This window comes from Pseudomonas caricapapayae, assembly GCF_001400735.1.
GTDB classification, from domain to species: Bacteria; Pseudomonadota; Gammaproteobacteria; order Pseudomonadales; family Pseudomonadaceae; genus Aquipseudomonas; species Aquipseudomonas caricapapayae.
The window spans coordinates 17316-34267 of the sequence record NZ_LJPW01000146.1 but is presented as its reverse complement, the minus strand read 5'-3'; the positions used below and the strand labels follow the sequence as shown (position 1 = coordinate 34267).

Genomic DNA, 16952 nt, shown 5'->3' with positions numbered 1-16952 from the left:
GAATTTTCCACCTCGATCCAAACTTGCCATTGCGCCGGAACCATTCCCGACCGCCGTTCTCAGATAGCGTAGGCCGGGGCTGCTATTAGCCCGGGCGTATTCACTTAATACAGAGGGAAATGGCATGGGTATCATTGGAACCATCTTTATCGGCCTGATCGTTGGTCTGCTGGCTCGCTTTCTGAAGCCGGGCGACGACAGCATGGGCTGGATCATGACCATCGTGCTGGGTATCGCCGGTTCGCTCGCGGCCACTTATGGCGGTCAGGCGCTGGGTATCTATCAGGCTGGCGAAGGCGCAGGTTTCCTCGGCGCGCTGGTCGGTGCAATCATCCTGCTGGTTATCTACGGCATGATCAAAAAGAAATAACGCTAATGCGTCAGCCCTCTGTTTTACAGTGCGCAGAGGGCTAGAATGCTCGGCAACTTTCCACCCCTTTGCCGAGTTCTACCATGCGTCGCTTTCTGTTGATGACTCTTCTGCTGTTATCCGGGCTTTCCGGCGTTGCACACGCTCAGTTGCCGGAAACCGACTGGCTCGAGCTGATGCCCAAGTCCGATCAAAAAGCCCTCGAAGCCATGCCCGAGATTGATCATAACTCTCCGGAAGCGATGGGCACGTTCGACAGCAAGGGCGGGTTGAAACAAAGCAAGGGTTTGCCAGCGGTCATGTACTCGACCAAAACCGTCCCCGCGATGAATGGCAAGACCATTCGGCTTGGCGGTTACCCGGTGCCTCTCGAAACCGATGCCAAGGGCCATAGCACGCTGTTTTTCATCGTGCCTTATCCAGGTGCCTGCATCCATGTTCCGCCGCCGCCACCCAACCAGTTGGTGCTGGTGCGTTACCCGAAAGGCCTGAAACTGGATGATATCTACACACCCCTGTGGGTAGAAGGCACCCTGAAAATCGAGAAGGTCAGTAACGATCTGGCTGACGCGGCCTACGCGATGGATGCATCAAAGGTCCGTGTGGTGGTGGAATCGGACCTTTGATCTCTGATCGAATTTGAATCAGAGCCCTTCGCTCCAGATACTCACACCCAGAACATGCATCTGATCGGGTGCCAGCGTCACCACGTCGTCGAGCACGTTGGCGGTTTCGACGCAGACCATGCGCTGCCAGCCGTCCGCTGCCATATCGGTGAATTTGCCGGTTTTCTCGATCCACGGGTTCCACAGGATGGCCGACCTGGAGCCTGTGCTGCGGATGTGGATGCGTCGTTGCCATTCTGGGTCAACGATGCTGAGTACACCCGGTGTGTTCTTGTAAATGCGGTCGGTTTCGCCCGCGAACGTCAGGTCGCCGCTTTGTTCGCGTTCTTCCCAGTTTTCCAGGGTTTCGATATAGCGCAGGCCGTCCAGCCCTTCGATGCTGATCTGGCGCACATCGCTGATGGCGAAATAGGTGTGCAGTGCCTGGCTGATGGTCACCGGTTCTGTGCCGCCGTTATAGCTGACCAGGCTGACGTTCAGGGCGTGGTCCAGGCGGATGCTCAGTTTCAGGGCAACGTTGTGTGGCCAGCCTGGTAAATGGCCTTCCGCCTCTGGAAGGACGAACTCCACCAGCAGTGCGTCGCCGTCTTCACCGATGCCCAGCAATTGCCAGTCCAGCGCCCGAACCTCACCGTGGGCCTTGGCCGGCTCGCTGCTGTCGCGCATTGCCTGCACGCTTTGAGGGTTGCGTTCCAGGTTGCCGAACCACGGCCAGCAGATGGGCATGCCTGCACGAATGGGTTTGCCCTGCTTGAAAACGGCTTCTTCATTCAGCCACACCAGTGGCTGCTGTCCGGCCACTTGATAACTGAGGATGTGTGCGCCCTGTTGTGCGACCAACAGCTCTGCTTCGCCGTGGCGGATACGCCAGCAGTTCAGTTCATCGTACTGGACGGATTCAACGGTAGGTTCAACCGGGGATGTTGGCATGCAAAGTTCTCACTCAATGACCGTGACGAAAATAGACCGCTTCACGCTCGGTGAGTTTACCCGTGCAGCCAATCCATGACCGAGCGACAATTTACCGCCGCGCAGGAACCGAGCGTGTCCGGCCGCTGGAATCAATGGCCACGAATACGAATGCGGCCTCTGTGACCTTGCGCCATTCGCTGGTGACCGGGTCATCGCTCCACACTTCGACCATCATCTTGATCGAGGTACGTCCGACTTCCAGGGTGCGAGTGTAAAAGGACAGCTGCTCGCCGACAGCCACCGGGACCAGAAACGCCATGCGATCAATCGCCACGGTCGCCACCCGGCCACCCGCCACTTTACTGGCCATCGCTGTACCTGCCAGGTCCATCTGGGACACCAGCCAGCCGCCGAAGATGTCGCCAAAGCCATTGGTTTCGCGGGGAAGGGCGGTAATTTGCAGTGCAAGGTCGCCTTGCGGGGTTGGATCTTCTTGTTCGAGCTCGATCATGCCTAGGGTGCCTCTGACCCATGACTCTCATTATTGTATGCAGCGGTTAACAGGTGCCATTCAAGACCATTAGCATGAACATTATGTGTTCTGCACTGGCGTGGCCCATAGGGAAACTCTGCGAAACCCGCTGATTCAGACGTTTTCGCACAACTTCCCACGGCTGCTGACGGCTTGCGAGTATATCGGGCGTTGCGTCATAGAACGACCGCCCGGTCTTCATTTTGTGCCCGTGGCAGTTCTTGTCATGTGTTTTTTGAAACAATTTGCTATCTTGCTGGACCTCTACAGGTGACAAGACTGCCTGTACACGCAATTTTGGTGCCTACCTGCACCGTTGCTCCCGACAATCGCTTATGCACGGCACCCCGCAGCAGCCAGCGTTGCAGTCACTTGCCCCTTTTTAAAGAACAAGTAAAGAGAAGCCTTGTCATGTCATCTGTCCCTTCAAGTTCCACGCAGCCTGCGCGGCCTTTGACTCGCAGCGATTACAAAACCCTTTCGCTTTCTGCCCTGGGTGGTGCGCTGGAGTTTTACGACTTCATCATCTTCGTGTTTTTCGCGGCGGTAGTCGGCAAGCTGTTTTTCCCGGTGGACATGCCTGACTGGCTGCGCATGATGCAGACATTTGGTATTTTCGCCGCCGGTTATCTGGCGAGACCCCTGGGCGGCATTATCATGGCGCACTTCGGCGATTTGCTGGGGCGCAAGAAAATGTTCACGCTGAGCATTTTCATGATGGCGGTGCCGACCCTGATCATGGGTTTGTTGCCGACCTACGCTCAGATCGGGCTGTGGGCGCCGATTCTGCTGCTGCTGATGCGCGTCATTCAGGGTGCAGCCATTGGCGGCGAGGTGCCGGGTGCCTGGGTATTCGTGTCCGAACATGTGCCTGCACGTCGTGTCGGGTATGCCTGCGGCACCCTGACTGCCGGGCTGACAGCAGGCATCCTGCTGGGCTCGCTGGTCGCCACGGCAATCAACAGCATTTATACCCCGGTCGAAGTGTCCGATTACGCATGGCGGATTCCTTTCCTGCTGGGTGGCGTGTTTGGTCTGATGTCGGTCTATCTGCGCCGCCTGCTGCACGAAACGCCTGTGTTCGCCGAGCTGCAACAGCGCAAGGCGCTGGCCGAAGAGGTGCCGCTTAAGGCGGTATTGCGTGATCATCGTGGTGCGGTTGCGCTGTCGATGCTGATGACCTGGTTGTTGTCGGCCGGCATCATTGTCGTGATCCTGATGACCCCGACCATCCTGCAGACCATCTATGGCTTCCCGGCAGCCACGGCGCTGAAGGCCAATAGCCTGGCTATCGTGTTTCTCAGTCTGGGTTGCATCGCGTCGGGTACTCTGGCCGATCGTTTCGGCGCAGGCTGGGTGTTCCTGTTGGGCAGCGCAGGTTTGCTGGTCAGTTCCTGGACGTTCTACCACGTCCTCGGCAGCCACCCGGAGATGCTGTTCCCGCTGTATGCCGTGACCGGGCTGTTCGTCGGTACTATCGGTGCCGTTCCCTATGTCATGGTCAAGGCGTTCCCGCCGGTGGTGCGCTTCTCGGGACTGTCGTTCTCCTACAACCTGGCGTACGCCATTTTCGGCGGGCTGACGCCGATGGTGGTGACGTTCATGCTCAAGAGCAGTCCGATGGGCCCGGCCTGGTACGTCGCGATTCTCTGCGGCCTGGGCATGGCAATCGGCGTGTTTTTGCTGACCAGAAAGCGTTGAACATCGCCCGACGGGAAATCGTTCAAGGCATCCGTTAAAGCGAAAGGCTATCTCCCTGCGCAGGGCGATAGCCTTTTCATCTTATTGTCATAATCAATTCATAGAGTAGTCACAAGACTGGCCGCGAAGGCTTGTGAACACCTACATACCCTGCCAGGAGCGCAAGGATGACACTCAAGCGTTTGATGGCTGCACTGACATTGATGACCGCCGCAGTGACGGCAGCCAATGCGGTAGCGGCCGTCGATCCTGCCATCAAGGCCTACACCAGAACCTCCGGCGTGTCGGGCAATCTCTCCAGTGTCGGTTCCGATACCCTGGCAAATCTCATGACCTTATGGGCCGAGGCGTACAAGAAAGAATACCCCAGCGTGAATATCCAGATTCAAGCGGCCGGCTCTTCCACAGCGCCACCTGCGCTGACCGAGGGCACTGCCAATCTGGGACCCATGAGCCGCAGGATGAAGGATGGCGAACTATCGGCCTTCGAGCAGAAGCACGGCTACAAGCCAACGGCTATCCCGGTCGCTGTGGATGCATTGGCTGTTTTTGTCCATAAGGACAATCCGATCAAGGGTCTGACCCTGCAGCAAGTCGACGCAATCTTCTCTGCGACCCGACTTTGCGGTGCCAAGGCGGATGCGAAGACCTGGGGTGATGTCGGGGTGAGCGGCGATCTGGCAGGCAAGCCGATCCAGTTGTTCGGCCGCAACTCGGTGTCGGGTACGTACGGTTACTTCAAGGAAGAAGCGCTGTGCAAAGGCGACTTCAAGGCCAACGTCAACGAACAGCCCGGCTCGGCCTCGGTGGTCAGCGCCATCAGCAATTCGCTCAACGGTATCGGCTACTCGGGCATTGGCTACAAGACGTCCAATGTGCGGACGGTCCCGCTGGCGAAGAAGGAGGGCGGCGAGTTTGTCGAAGACAGCGAAGCCAACACCCTTAACGGCAGTTACCCGCTGTCGCGCTTTCTTTATGTCTATGTGAACAAGGCACCTAATCAGCCTTTGGCGCCGCTGGAAGCCGAGTTCGTGAAACTGGTGCTGTCCAGGCAGGGCCAGGAAGTGGTGATGAAAGACGGTTATATTCCGCTGCCTGCCCGTGTGGTGGAAAAGACACTGGCCGATCTCGGCCTGCAAGGCGCGAGCGGTGCAGCGGTAAAGTAATCACGCATAGCTTGCAAGCGAGGCTTAATGGACTGGCCTGCCTACAAATTGAACAGTCCGCTGCCGGTTTCGTGGGCAGCGGGCTTTCTTGCGTCACCTTGCTGTAATGTTTCTGTCATACAAGGCGTCTACGGTGTGTGCGCATGAATGAGCTGTTCAAATCTACGATGGACCAGGATTCGCCTCCCGCGCGCATTGATTTCAATACGCCTGCGATGGTGCGAAAGCGTCGTGTCCGTGCGTTCAAGGATCGTCTCACGCACTGGTACGTGGCCATTGGCGGCCTCGCCGTACTGGCTGCCATCACGCTGATCTTTTTCTACCTGGCCTATGTCGTTGCGCCCCTCTTCAAAGGCGCAAGCCTGACGTCCGAACCTGCGCTGAATACCGCCTGGATGCAGGAAGCGGGTACGCCGCTGATGATTGCAATCGAGGAGCAGAACCAGATCGGAATGCGTATTTCCGACAAGGGCGAAGTAATCTTTTTCAACATCAAGGATGGCGCAGAGCTGCACCGGATTACCTTGCCGCTGCCCGCAGGCGTCTCCGTTGCGTCCATCGGCAAGGATCAGCCGGGCGCTCCCTTGATAGCCCTGGGCCTGTCCAACGGTCAGGTGCTGGTGTTCAGGCACTCGTACCTGACGACCTACCCGAACGACCAGAAAACCATCACCCCGAGCGTGGCCTGGCCCTATGGCGAAGCACCTCTGGTGCTGGATGAAGCCGGTCGCGCCGTCGAGCATGTGACCGTCAGTGCCGATGGCGAAAGCCTCAAGCTGGCAGGCTCTACCGGCACTCAGTTGCACGTCATCTCGCTTGAGCAGAAAGAAAACATGATGACCGGCGAGATGACGCGCGAGCAGACGCGCATCGATTTGCCGCAGATGTCGGCTGCCGTCAAGGCGATCTACATCGACCCGCGCCAGCAATGGCTGTATGTCATCAATGGCCGCGCGCAGGCAGATGTGTTCAGCCTGCGCGATCGCAGCCTCAATGGCCGCTACAAATTGCTGGAAGACGGTAACGCCGAGATCACGGCAAGCGCCCAGTTGGTCGGCGGTATTTCGCTGATCATCGGCAACTCCAAGGGCAGCATGTCGCAGTGGTTCATGGCCCGGGACACTGACGGCGAGCAGCGCCTGATGCGCATCCGCGATTTCAGGCTGGGCAGCGCGCCCATCGAGCAGATCAAGGCTGAACAGCGTCGCAAGGGCTTCATTGCCCTGGACACCTCGGGCAGGCTGGGTGTCTTCCACAGTACCGCGCACCGTACGTTGCTGATCGACAAGGTTGCCGATGGTCCAGGCATCCTGGCGTTATCACCGCGCGCCAACCGGATTCTGATCGAAAGCGGTGGCAAACTGCTGCCGCTGACGCTGGACAACCCGCACCCGGAAGTCTCCTGGAGTTCGCTGTGGGGCAAGGTCTGGTACGAAAACTACGATGAGCCCAAGTACGTCTGGCAGTCTACGGCGTCCAACTCGGACTTCGAGCCCAAGCTGAGCCTGGCACCGTTGACCTACGGCACGTTGAAAGCTGCTTTCTACGCCATGTTGCTGGCAGCGCCGCTGGCCGTGGCTGCCGCGATCTATACCGCCTACTTCATGGCACCTGGCATGCGCCGCAAGGTCAAGCCGGTGATCGAGTTGATGGAGGCGATGCCGACGGTGATTCTCGGCTTCTTTGCCGGACTGTTTCTGGCACCTTACCTTGAAGGTCATCTTCCCGGCATCTTCAGTCTGTTGCTGCTCACGCCGATCGGCATTTTGCTGGCGGGCTTTTTCTGGACGCGTCTGCCTGATTCGCTTCGCCTGCGCGTGCCCGATGGCTGGGAAGGCGCAATCCTGATCCCCGTCGTGCTGTTGGTGGGCTGGTTTTCGCTGAGCATGAGCCCGCATCTGGAGAGCTGGTTCTTCGGTGGCGACATGAGTACGTGGATCCGCGACCGACTGGGTATTACCTATGATCAGCGCAACGCGCTGGTGGTCGGCATCGCTATGGGTTTTGCGGTGATCCCCAACATTTACTCGATTGCCGAAGACGCGGTGTTCAGCGTACCGCGCAGCCTGACGCTGGGCTCTCTGGCTCTGGGCGCGACACCGTGGCAGACCTTGACGCGGGTGGTGATTCTGACTGCCAGCCCCGGCATTTTCTCCGCCTTGATGATTGGCATGGGCCGCGCGGTGGGGGAAACCATGATTGTGCTGATGGCGACCGGTAACACGCCAATCATGGACATGAACCTGTTTGAAGGCATGCGCACGCTGGCGGCCAACGTCGCGGTGGAAATGCCCGAGTCGGAAGTGGGCGGCAGCCATTACAGGGTGCTGTTTCTGGCGGCGTTGGTGCTGTTGATGTTCACCTTTGTGATGAACACCCTTGCGGAGCTGATTCGTCAGCGTCTTCGCAAGCAATACTCGGCGTTGTAAGGAAGGTAGGCGTTGGTGAAGCGGAACTCCCTCAAGAACTGGTTCAAAAGCGGTGCCCCCGGCGTCTGGATGAGTGCGGGTGCCGTATCCATCGCTGTGATCATGACCATCGGCCTGTTGGCGGTGATCGCCGTGCGTGGCCTGGGGCATTTCTGGCCTGCCGATCTGGTATCTGCGCATTACGCGGTGCCCAATCAGGAATCGGGTGTTCTGGTCGGTGAGCGGGTCGAGCAGGAACAGGTGCCGCGTGCGCGCCTGAAAAGCGCAGGTCTGCCGGTGCCTGATCAAGGACCGGAGTTCATGACCCGTGAGCTGTTCAAGGTCGGCAACCGCGATCTCAATCCCAGCGATTTCACCTGGGTCGTGGGCGATTGGCTGACCGCGCAGAGCCGTCCTGCCGAGCTGATGACGCTGGAGCGTCGGGAGTGGGGTAACTTTTATGGCTATCTGGTCAACGTCAAGGAAGGCGGCCGGATCGTTGCCGAAGGCGAGGCTGCCTGGCCGATCCTGCAAGAACGCATCCAACGCGTCGAAAAGCTGGCTGACGAGCTTTATACCCTGGAAAAGAAAGACATCGGTGCCATCAATCACGGCATTGAGCGTCTGCGCCTGCAGGCCCGCAAGCTGGAACTCAATGGCCGGCTCGACGCAGCAGCGCAAGCTGACATGGCGGCAGAACGCGCCGAGCTGGACGCACGCTACAAGGTCATCGAAGCGCGTCTTGACGGGCTGCATCAGGCCTTTGACCGAGACAGCCTGACGGCACGCGATGCCAACGGTAAAGAGATCGAACTCAGTCTGGGCAAGGTGGTGCGTGCTTATCAGCCCAACGCGATGAGCATGCTCACCAAGCTGGGTTTCTACTTCCAGAAGTTGTGGGAATTTCTCAGCGCCGATCCACGCGAAGCCAACACGGAAGGCGGTATTTTCCCGGCGATTTTCGGCACGGTGATGATGACCCTGATCATGGCGGTGATCGTAACGCCGTTCGGCGTGCTGGCGGCGGTTTACCTGCGTGAATACGCGCGTCAGGGGCCGGTCACCCGGCTCATCCGCATTGCCGTGAACAACCTCGCCGGTGTGCCTGCGATTGTGTATGGCGTCTTCGGGCTGGGCTTTTTCGTCTATGTGCTTGGCGGTTCGGTGGATCGGCTGTTCTTTCCTGAAGCGCTGCCAGCCCCGACATTCGGCACGCCCGGCCTGTTGTGGGCATCGCTGACGCTGGCGCTGCTCGCCGTTCCGGTAGTGATCGTGGCAACGGAGGAAGGCCTGGCGCGCATTCCGTTGACCCTGCGTGACGGCTCGCTGGCATTGGGGGCGACCAAGGCCGAGACGCTGTGGAAGATCATCCTGCCGATGGCCAGTCCGGCGATGATGACCGGTCTGATCCTGGCTGTGGCCCGCGCTGCCGGTGAAGTTGCGCCATTGATGCTGGTGGGTGTCGTCAAACTGGCCCCGTCGCTGCCGCTGGACGGTAACTATCCTTATCTGCATCTCGATCAGAAGATCATGCACCTGGGGTTCCACATTTACGACGTGGGCTTTCAGAGCCCCAATGTCGAGGCCGCGCGCCCGCTGGTCTACGCCACCGCGCTGTTGCTGGTGCTGGTTATCGCCTTGCTCAACCTGTCGGCAGTGAGCATCCGTAACCATCTGCGGGAAAAATACAAGGCGCTCGACAATTGATCCCGAATTCGCCCTTTGGCAAACGCGGCAGTTCGATGAAGCGAATCGTTCGCACAGGAGCAATCCATGCAGCATGAAAGCCCGACCAATGGCATGAACATGTCGGCCCTGAGGCGTCACAAGCAAAGCCTGGATCTGGCTGACGAGGCCGTGGCCATCGAAGTGCCGGGTCTGAACCTGTTCTATGGCGACAAACAGGCGCTGTTCGATATCGCCCTGAACATTCCGAAGCAGAAGGTGACCTCGTTCATCGGGCCGTCCGGGTGCGGCAAGTCAACGTTGTTGCGCTGTTTCAATCGGATGAACGACCTGGTCGATGGTTGCCGCGTTGAAGGCGCGATCAACCTGTACGGTCACAACATCTATACCAAGGGCGAGGAAGTCGCAGAGTTGCGTCGGCGCGTCGGTATGGTGTTTCAGAAACCGAACCCGTTCCCCAAGACGATTTATGAAAACGTGGTCTACGGGCTGCGCATTCAGGGGATCAACAAGAAGCGCGTACTCGATGAAGCCGTCGAGTGGGCGTTGAAAGCCGCTGCGCTCTGGGATGAAGTCAAGGATCGGCTGCATGAGTCGGCGTTGGGTTTATCCGGGGGGCAGCAACAGCGTCTGGTCATTGCCCGAACAATCGCCGTGGAGCCGGAGGTCCTGCTGCTCGACGAACCCTGTTCGGCACTTGATCCGATTTCGACCCTTAAAGTCGAAGAACTGATCTACGAACTGAAATCCAAATACACCATTGTGATCGTTACGCACAACATGCAGCAGGCGGCTCGGGTGTCGGATTACACCGCGTTTATGTACATGGGCAAACTCGTCGAGTTCGGTGATACGGATACGTTGTTCACCAACCCGGCAAAAAAACAGACAGAAGACTACATCACCGGTCGTTACGGCTAGGACGTGCTTCGTCAGACCTGAACCACCGCTGCGTTTTCGCAATTAACCGGACGTTCCAAGGACACCCAGCATGATCCACAAAGACAGCCATACGCATCACATTTCCCAACAGTTCAACGCTGAACTCGAAGACGTTCGCAGCCATTTGCTCGAAATGGGTGGCCTGGTCGAGAAACAGGTGAACGATTCGGTCACGGCACTGATCGAGGCCGACTCCGGTCTTGCCCAGCGTGTTCGCGAGGTCGACGACCGGATCAATCAGATGGAGCGCAGCATCGACGAAGAATGTTTGCGCATTCTGGCTCGTCGTCAGCCTGCGGCGTCCGATCTGCGTCTGATCATCAGTATTTCCAAGTCGGTAATCGACCTGGAGCGCATTGGTGATGAAGCCACCAAGATTGCCCGCCGCGCCATCAAGCTCTGCGAGGAAGGTGAGGCACCGCGCGGTTACGTCGAGGTACGTCATATCGGCGATCAGGTGCGCAACATGGTGCGCGATGCCCTGGACTCGTTCGCGCGCTTCGACGCCGAACTGGCCTTGTCGGTTGCGCAGTACGACAAGACCATCGACCGCGAGTACAAGACCGCCCTGCGCGAGCTGGCGACCTACATGATGGAAGATCCACGCTCGATCTCCCGAGTGCTGGACGTCATATGGGTGCTGCGCTCTCTGGAGCGCATCGGCGACCACGCACGCAACATTTCCGAGCTGGTGATCTACCTGGTGCGCGGTACGGACGTACGGCACATGGGTCTCAAGCGCATGAAGGAAGAAGTGCAGGGTATATCTAGCGAAACCGCTAATGTTCCGGACGACGCTGACGATAAGTAAGATTGCCTGCGAGAAAAACGCCCGGCATGTGCCGGGCGTTTTTCGTTGCGCAGACGAGTATTCCCGTCGCCTGCGGATTAAATGTCGCGGCGCAGTCAATCAATATGGCAGTTGGCCACCGGTCAACGCTATGCTTGCCGAAACAAAGGGCGTGTTGGCATAACGCAGTTCGCCTCCAGGTGAACACGCCCGCAGGAGCGTCGATGAGTAAGGTCAGTGTATTGGTGGTGGATGACGCGACTTTCATTCGCGACTTGGTCAAGAAAGGGCTGCGCAATTATTTTCCCGGGATTCATACCGAGGACGCAGTCAATGGTCGCAAGGCTCAGACGTTGCTGGGCAAAGAATCATTCGATCTGATTCTGTGCGACTGGGAAATGCCGGAAATGTCCGGCCTCGAGCTGTTGACATGGTGCCGCGAGCAAGACAATTACCTGAGAACCGTCCCGTTCATCATGGTGACCAGCCGCGGTGACAAGGAAAACGTTGTGCAGGCTATTCAGGCCGGCGTGACCGATTTTGTCGGCAAGCCGTTCACCAACGAGCAGTTGCTGACCAAGGTCAAGAAGGCGCTGGCGAAAGTCGGCAAGCTTGATGCCGTCATGTCCACGGCCCCTGCGCGCATGAACTCGCCGCTCAATGACTCCCTCAGTGCGTTGACCGGTGGCAAGGCCGAGGTGGTTCGCGCCGCGCCAGCCGCTGCGCCTGCCGGCCTCACCAAAGCCCCGCCAGCGGCTGCCAGATCGGCCGAGCCTTCCGGTCGTGGCCAGGGGCAATTGCGTCTGCCCAACGGTATTCAGTCCTGTGTGATCAAGGCCCTGACGCTGAAGGACGCGACACTGGTCATACGCGTCAGCGAAAATCTGCCGCAGGTACTCGACAGCGCGGTTCTGGATCTTGAGCAAGGCGAGAGCAACGAGATTGCACGCCTGAACGGTTACCTGCACTCCGTTGCTGCGTTCGAGCAGAAGCCTGACAGCGAATGGCTGCAAGTGACTTTCCGCTTTGTCGATCAGGATGCACAAAAGCTCGACTATCTGTCCCGTCTGATCGCGCGTGGCACGGCCCAGAAACACTTCATTCCGGGTGCCTGATCCGCGCGCGGATCGTTGCCGACGCTCCGCGTGACATCCTCGCTCCACGATCCGCTGCCCACAGCCCGGCGCGGTGTTCCAAAACACCGCGTATCGCGCATTCTGGCGTGCCTTCCTTGACGCCTTATGCATGTCCGATTGATACCGTTGAGTCCTCTTCTGCCTGCAAGGCTGCTAGGCTTGGCACCCAGTGCCCTTGAGTCCGAACGTCCCTGATGCTTGAACGCCTGCTTATCCTGTGTGCCCTGATGTTGACTGTACAGTCGGCCGGGGCGGTCACGATCTATAAATTCACCGATGCTGATGGCGTGGTGTCCTTCTCGGACCGCCCTACGCCGGGCGCGTCGGTGATGGTATTTCGGGACCGGATGGTCGAGCGTATCGACGGCCAGGTGCACTTGAGTGTCAGGCGCGAGAAGGGCGTACACAGCCTGTATGTGCGCAATGACCTGTACGCCCCGGTCGAGGTCGAACTCAGGCTGTCCAGTGTGACCAACGTGCTGGGTGTCTCTGGCTCGTCAGCAACATTGCGCCGCACGATCCCTGCGCGCAGTAACGAGCGCGTGGTGGTCTTGAGCCCCAAGGTCGCCAGCAAGCCGATGAACTACGCTTCGGTGCTGACTTCAACCCTGGGCGATCCACGAGGCTCGGTGCAGGCTTATAAATACCCGTTGCCCTGGATTGGCGGTCCGTTTCGTCTGACTCAGGGACCGAATGGCAAATACAGCCATTTCGGCGTGAAGGGGCGTTACGCCATGGACATTGCCATGCCTGAAGGCACGCCGATCATCGCAGCGCGAGGCGGCACGGTGGTCAAGATCGAAAACAGCCAGTCAGGCCGGGGTTCGAATGCGTCAGGCAACTTTGTGCGCATTCTGCATGAAGACGGCACGATGGGCGTCTATCTGCACCTGATGCGCGGTTCGGTGAGTGTCAGGGAAGGTCAGCGGGTCAGCGTCGGCACTCCGCTGGCGCGCTCGGGCAACACCGGCAACAGCACCGGCCCGCATCTGCACTTTGTCGTGCAACGCAATTCGGGTAACGAGCTGGTCTCGATACCCTACGAGTTCGCCAGACCGGTGCAGAGCCTGCCCAATTTCGCCGTTGGCGGGAATTGAGCAGGGGCCATTCATGGCTCCACGCTCTGCGTCCGGTTTTGAACAGGCGGCGCTGATCGGGTCAATCCAGCTTCAGCACCTTGGCCAGGACGATCTTCGGGCCTTTCATCTTCTTGATGATGATGCGTAGGCCTTCGACTTCCATTTGCTCTTCTTCTTCCGGTACGCGCTTGAGCGTGTCGTAGATCAGGCCGGCCAGTGTCTCGGCTTCGATATGATCCAGATCGATGCCCAGCAGGCGCTCGATCTTGAACAAGGGCGTATCGCCGCGCACCAGCAGCTTGCCCGGCTGATACGCAAGAATGCCGCGCTCTACCTTGCGATGTTCGTCCTGGATGTCGCCCACCAGCACTTCCAGCACATCTTCCATGGTCAGATAGCCAACGATCTTGCCGTCGGCCTCTTCGACCACGGCGAAATGTGCGCCACCCTTGCGGAACTGCTCCAGCAACTGCGACAGCGGCATGTGCCGGGAAACGCGCTCCAGCGGCCGGGTCAGTTCAGCCAGGTTGAACGACTCCGGGATGTGGTCCAGCGCCGCCAGCTCCAGCAACAGGTCCTTGATGTGCAACAGGCCGACAAACTCGCCACGCTCAGCGTCATACAGCGGGTAACGGCTGAATTTGTGGCGGCGGAACAAGGCGAGGATTTCCTTGAGCGGCGCATTGAAATCCAGCGAAACCATGTCTTCGCGGGAGTTGGCCCAGTCGACCACTTCCAGCTCGCCCATCTCGACAGCAGACGCCAGCACGCGCATCCCCTGATCGCTCGGGTCCTGGCCACGGCTGGAGTGCAGAATCAGCTTCAGCTCATCGCGGCTGTAGCTGTGTTCGTGGTGCGGGCCGGGTTCGCCCTGGCCAGCGATACGCAAAATGGCGTTGGCGCTGGCATTGAGCAGGTAAATCGCCGGGTACATCAACCAATAGAAGAAGTACAACGGCGCCGCTGTCCACAGCGACAGCAGTTCCGGTTTGCGGATCGCCCATGATTTTGGGGCCAGCTCGCCGATGACGATGTGCAGATAGGAAATGATGAAGAATGCAGTAAAGAACGATATGCCTTTGATCAGCTCCGGAGTATCGACGCCGATTGCCGCGAGCAACGGCTCCAGCAGATGCGCAAATGCCGGTTCGCCGACCCAGCCCAGGCCCAGAGAGGCGAGGGTGATCCCTAGCTGGCAGGCCGACAGGTAGGCATCCAGCTGGCCGTGGACCTTGCGCAGAATGTGCCCGCGCCAGCCGTTCTTGTCGGCGATGGCTTCAACCTTGGTCGAGCGCAGCTTGACCATGGCGAACTCTGCCGCAACGAAAAAGCCGTTGAGCAGGACCAGGAACAAAGCAAAAAGAATCATGCCGAAATCGGCAAAGAGTGAAGACAGGTTAAAACTAGGGGAAGGGTCCATGATGGGGTTTTGCAGGGTCCGTATTAACAGAAAGAGAATAATGTCACGCCGCAGAGGACGCTATGAACCCGGCAATGTAGCGGCTCGAAGCATGATTGCCTAGTAGTCTGAATCGTCGCTCGCGGGTTTGGACAACTGGCCGCTGGCAAAGTGACAGGTAAAAACACTGCCCTTGCCCGGAACACTGTTGATTTCAAGATGGCCGCGATGGCGCAGCAGCACATGTTTGACGATGGCCAGGCCCAGCCCCGTGCCACCGGTATTCGATGCGCGGCTGGTGTCCACCCGATAGAACCGTTCTGTCAGGCGCGGCAGGTGTTTGGTCTCGATGCCGATCCCCGAGTCCTGCACGCTCAGGTGTGCGCCCCGTTCGTCGGCCCACCAGCGAATACGGATCACACCCTCTGCCGGGGTGTATTTGACGGCATTGAAGATCAGGTTGGAAAACGCGCTGCGCAATTCGCTTTCGCTGCCCTTGAGGCGCATATCGCTTTCCAGGCTGAGGTGGATCTGCTGATTTTTGCTGCCCGACAATGCGTTGGCATCGGCGGTGATGGTCTTGAGCAAGGTATTGACCATTACCGGATGATTGTCGGAGGGGTAATCAGTCGCTTCAAGCTTGGCCAGCAGCAACAGGTCGTTGAGCAGCGTCTGCATGCGCCCGCCTTGCTGATGCATCTGCTGCAATGCCCGCACCCAGCGCGGATTGACCTCGTCCACGTTGTCGAGCAGGGTTTCCAGATAGCCGAAGATCACCGTCAACGGCGTCCGCAGCTCATGAGATACGTTGGCGACGAAGTCTTTGCGCATCTGTTCCAGCTGATGGATGCGCGTCACGTCGCGCACCAGCATCAGGTGCTCATTGTTGCCGTAGCGGGTAATCAGCAGCTGGATGCGTACGCGGTCGCTGGTCGGCGAGGGGATCTCCAGCGGCTCGCTGTAGTCGCCCAGTGCAAAGTACTCCTTGAAGCGCGGATGTCGCACCAGATTGGTCACAGGCTGGCCACTGTCCTGTGGCGTCTTGAGGCCCAGCAGGGTTTCAGCGGCCCGGTTCCACCACTCCAGATTGCCCTCGCTGTCGAGCATGATCACGGCATCGCGCAAGGCGGCTGTGGATTCCTGTACCCGGTCGATGACGGCCTGCAGGCGACCGCGGACACGCTGATCACGGCGTTGCAGGTGGTAGATACTGTCGAAGACTTCGCCCCACAGTCCGTAACCGTCCGGGGGAGGCTCATCAGCCTTGTGGCTGCTCAGCCAGTCATGCAGGCGCAACAGTTGCTTGAGGGTCCAGGCCAGATACAGGCCCAGGCCGGTGGCCAGGCTCCAGCCATACTGCCCACTGATCAGGCCGACCAACAGGCAGGCGGTGACCAGCAACAACATGTGACGTATCAGGGTGCCGTGCCAATTTTGATTCAATTAGGGGTAAATCCTTGTCTGGTCTGCACTGGCTGTCGCCCTGCATCGACGCAACGCCTGTCAGCTCTTTGTAGAGAACCGGTAGCCAGTGCCGCGCACGGTTTGTACCAGATTTTCATACGCATCGCCCAAGGCCTTGCGCAGGCGGCGAATATGAACGTCCACCGTGCGCTCTTCGACGTAGACGTTGCCGCCCCAGACCTGATCGAGCAGTTGGCCACGGGTGTAGGCGCGCTCCTGGTGGGTCATGAAAAACTGCAGCAGACGGTATTCGGTCGGGCCCATTTCAGCCGGTTTGCCATCGATGGTGACGCGGTGGCTGATCGGGTCGAGCAGCAGACCGCCGACTTCGATAGGCGCTTCGCCGTCAGTCGGACCCGCTCGACGAAGCACGGCCTTGAGGCGTGCAACCAGCTCGCGAGGCGAGAAGGGCTTGGTGATGTAATCGTCAGCGCCGACTTCCAGTCCCTGAATCTTGTTGTCCTCTTCACCTTTGGCGGTCAGCATGATGATCGGGATATCCCCGGTCAGCTCATCACGCTTGAGGCGGCGGGCCAGCTCGATGCCGGATGTGCCTGGCAGCATCCAGTCGAGCAGAATCAGGTCGGGCTTGCGGTCGACAATGATCGCGTGGGCCTGCTGAGAGTTTTCGGCTTCAATACAGTCGTATCCAGCCATTTCCAACGCAACGGCGATCATTTCACGAATAGGCGCTTCGTCGTCAACGATCAGGATGCTCCTGCCAGCCATGCTCGAACCTCT

15 protein-coding genes are annotated in these 16952 nt (G+C 58.8%); 10 read left to right on the top strand and 5 right to left on the bottom strand.

Annotated elements, in window-relative coordinates; genetic code table 11:
* Positions 1-124: 124 nt before the first annotated feature.
* Both ALO80_RS21200 and ALO80_RS21195 read left to right on the top strand, forming a co-directional pair.
* Positions 125-370, top strand: a complete 246-nt coding sequence (locus ALO80_RS21200) for a GlsB/YeaQ/YmgE family stress response membrane protein (protein ID WP_002555896.1) — start codon at positions 125-127, stop codon at positions 368-370.
* 83 nt (positions 371-453) lie between these two features.
* Positions 454-996, top strand: coding sequence for a DUF3299 domain-containing protein (locus ALO80_RS21195; protein ID WP_055010401.1), 543 nt, complete (start codon positions 454-456; stop codon positions 994-996).
* Positions 997-1014: 18 nt separating this feature from the next.
* Here the strand turns inward: ALO80_RS21195 and ALO80_RS21190 are convergent, their stop codons facing one another.
* Together ALO80_RS21190 and ALO80_RS21185 are read right to left on the bottom strand one after the other, a co-directional pair.
* A complete protein-coding gene (locus ALO80_RS21190; RefSeq protein WP_055010400.1) occupies positions 1015-1926 on the bottom strand; it encodes a D-hexose-6-phosphate mutarotase in 912 nt (303 codons plus the stop codon).
* Positions 1927-2017: 91 nt separating this feature from the next.
* A complete protein-coding gene (locus ALO80_RS21185) occupies positions 2018-2419 on the bottom strand; it encodes an acyl-CoA thioesterase (protein WP_003378389.1) in 402 nt (133 codons plus the stop codon).
* Positions 2420-2851: 432 nt separating this feature from the next.
* Here ALO80_RS21185 and ALO80_RS21180 point away from each other — a divergent pair, with 432 nt between their 5' ends.
* From ALO80_RS21180 to ALO80_RS21145, 8 genes are all read left to right on the top strand, one after another.
* Positions 2852-4141, top strand: coding sequence for an MFS transporter (locus ALO80_RS21180; RefSeq protein WP_054986516.1), 1290 nt, complete (start codon positions 2852-2854; stop codon positions 4139-4141).
* 167 nt (positions 4142-4308) lie between these two features.
* Positions 4309-5307, top strand: coding sequence for a phosphate ABC transporter substrate-binding protein PstS family protein (locus tag ALO80_RS21175; protein ID WP_055006650.1), 999 nt, complete (start codon positions 4309-4311; stop codon positions 5305-5307).
* A gap of 143 nt (positions 5308-5450) precedes the next feature.
* Entirely contained in the window at positions 5451-7736 is a 2286-nt protein-coding gene (locus tag ALO80_RS21170; protein ID WP_055010399.1) for an ABC transporter permease subunit, read from the top strand.
* A gap of 69 nt (positions 7737-7805) precedes the next feature.
* Positions 7806-9422: a phosphate ABC transporter permease PstA gene (gene pstA / locus ALO80_RS21165; protein ID WP_174518967.1), complete on the top strand. Its 1617-nt coding sequence runs from the start codon at positions 7806-7808 to the stop codon at positions 9420-9422.
* Positions 9423-9488: 66 nt separating this feature from the next.
* Complete coding sequence (pstB, locus tag ALO80_RS21160) at positions 9489-10322, top strand: phosphate ABC transporter ATP-binding protein PstB (RefSeq protein ID WP_054986519.1); 834 nt, start codon at positions 9489-9491, stop codon at positions 10320-10322.
* 70 nt (positions 10323-10392) lie between these two features.
* A complete protein-coding gene (gene phoU, locus ALO80_RS21155) occupies positions 10393-11154 on the top strand; it encodes a phosphate signaling complex protein PhoU (protein WP_055006653.1) in 762 nt (253 codons plus the stop codon).
* A 203-nt stretch (positions 11155-11357) separates the two neighbouring features.
* Positions 11358-12248 carry a response regulator gene (locus ALO80_RS21150; protein WP_054986521.1) on the top strand — a complete coding sequence of 297 codons (891 nt, stop codon included), beginning with the start codon at positions 11358-11360 and terminating at the stop codon, positions 12246-12248.
* A gap of 215 nt (positions 12249-12463) precedes the next feature.
* A complete protein-coding gene (locus tag ALO80_RS21145; protein ID WP_055010398.1) occupies positions 12464-13366 on the top strand; it encodes a peptidoglycan DD-metalloendopeptidase family protein in 903 nt (300 codons plus the stop codon).
* 61 nt (positions 13367-13427) lie between these two features.
* On the opposite strand, the gene ALO80_RS21140 is transcribed toward ALO80_RS21145, so the two are convergent.
* The 3 genes from ALO80_RS21140 to phoB form a co-directional block, all read right to left on the bottom strand.
* Positions 13428-14768, bottom strand: a complete 1341-nt coding sequence (locus ALO80_RS21140; RefSeq protein ID WP_054986763.1) for a hemolysin family protein — start codon at positions 14766-14768, stop codon at positions 13428-13430.
* Positions 14769-14867: 99 nt separating this feature from the next.
* Positions 14868-16190, bottom strand: a complete 1323-nt coding sequence (gene phoR, locus ALO80_RS21135; RefSeq protein ID WP_055010397.1) for a phosphate regulon sensor histidine kinase PhoR — start codon at positions 16188-16190, stop codon at positions 14868-14870.
* Positions 16191-16250: 60 nt separating this feature from the next.
* A complete protein-coding gene (phoB, locus tag ALO80_RS21130) occupies positions 16251-16940 on the bottom strand; it encodes a phosphate regulon transcriptional regulator PhoB (RefSeq protein WP_002555882.1) in 690 nt (229 codons plus the stop codon).
* Positions 16941-16952: the final 12 nt, after the last annotated feature.

What these genes read in the sequence shown, in the direction of transcription:
- ALO80_RS21200 (WP_002555896.1), top strand. Translation starts at nt 125, where the DNA reads ATGGGTATCATTGGAACCATCTTTATCGGCCTGATCGTTGGTCTGCTG.
- ALO80_RS21195 (WP_055010401.1), top strand. Translation starts at nt 454, where the DNA reads ATGCGTCGCTTTCTGTTGATGACTCTTCTGCTGTTATCCGGGCTTTCC.
- ALO80_RS21190 (WP_055010400.1), bottom strand. Translation starts at nt 1,926, where the DNA reads ATGCCAACATCCCCGGTTGAACCTACCGTTGAATCCGTCCAGTACGAT.
- ALO80_RS21185 (WP_003378389.1), bottom strand. Translation starts at nt 2,419, where the DNA reads ATGATCGAGCTCGAACAAGAAGATCCAACCCCGCAAGGCGACCTTGCA.
- ALO80_RS21180 (WP_054986516.1), top strand. Translation starts at nt 2,852, where the DNA reads ATGTCATCTGTCCCTTCAAGTTCCACGCAGCCTGCGCGGCCTTTGACT.
- ALO80_RS21175 (WP_055006650.1), top strand. Translation starts at nt 4,309, where the DNA reads ATGACACTCAAGCGTTTGATGGCTGCACTGACATTGATGACCGCCGCA.
- ALO80_RS21170 (WP_055010399.1), top strand. Translation starts at nt 5,451, where the DNA reads ATGAATGAGCTGTTCAAATCTACGATGGACCAGGATTCGCCTCCCGCG.
- pstA (WP_174518967.1), top strand. Translation starts at nt 7,806, where the DNA reads ATGAGTGCGGGTGCCGTATCCATCGCTGTGATCATGACCATCGGCCTG.
- pstB (WP_054986519.1), top strand. Translation starts at nt 9,489, where the DNA reads ATGCAGCATGAAAGCCCGACCAATGGCATGAACATGTCGGCCCTGAGG.
- phoU (WP_055006653.1), top strand. Translation starts at nt 10,393, where the DNA reads ATGATCCACAAAGACAGCCATACGCATCACATTTCCCAACAGTTCAAC.
- ALO80_RS21150 (WP_054986521.1), top strand. Translation starts at nt 11,358, where the DNA reads ATGAGTAAGGTCAGTGTATTGGTGGTGGATGACGCGACTTTCATTCGC.
- ALO80_RS21145 (WP_055010398.1), top strand. Translation starts at nt 12,464, where the DNA reads ATGCTTGAACGCCTGCTTATCCTGTGTGCCCTGATGTTGACTGTACAG.
- ALO80_RS21140 (WP_054986763.1), bottom strand. Translation starts at nt 14,768, where the DNA reads ATGGACCCTTCCCCTAGTTTTAACCTGTCTTCACTCTTTGCCGATTTC.
- phoB (WP_002555882.1), bottom strand. Translation starts at nt 16,940, where the DNA reads ATGGCTGGCAGGAGCATCCTGATCGTTGACGACGAAGCGCCTATTCGT.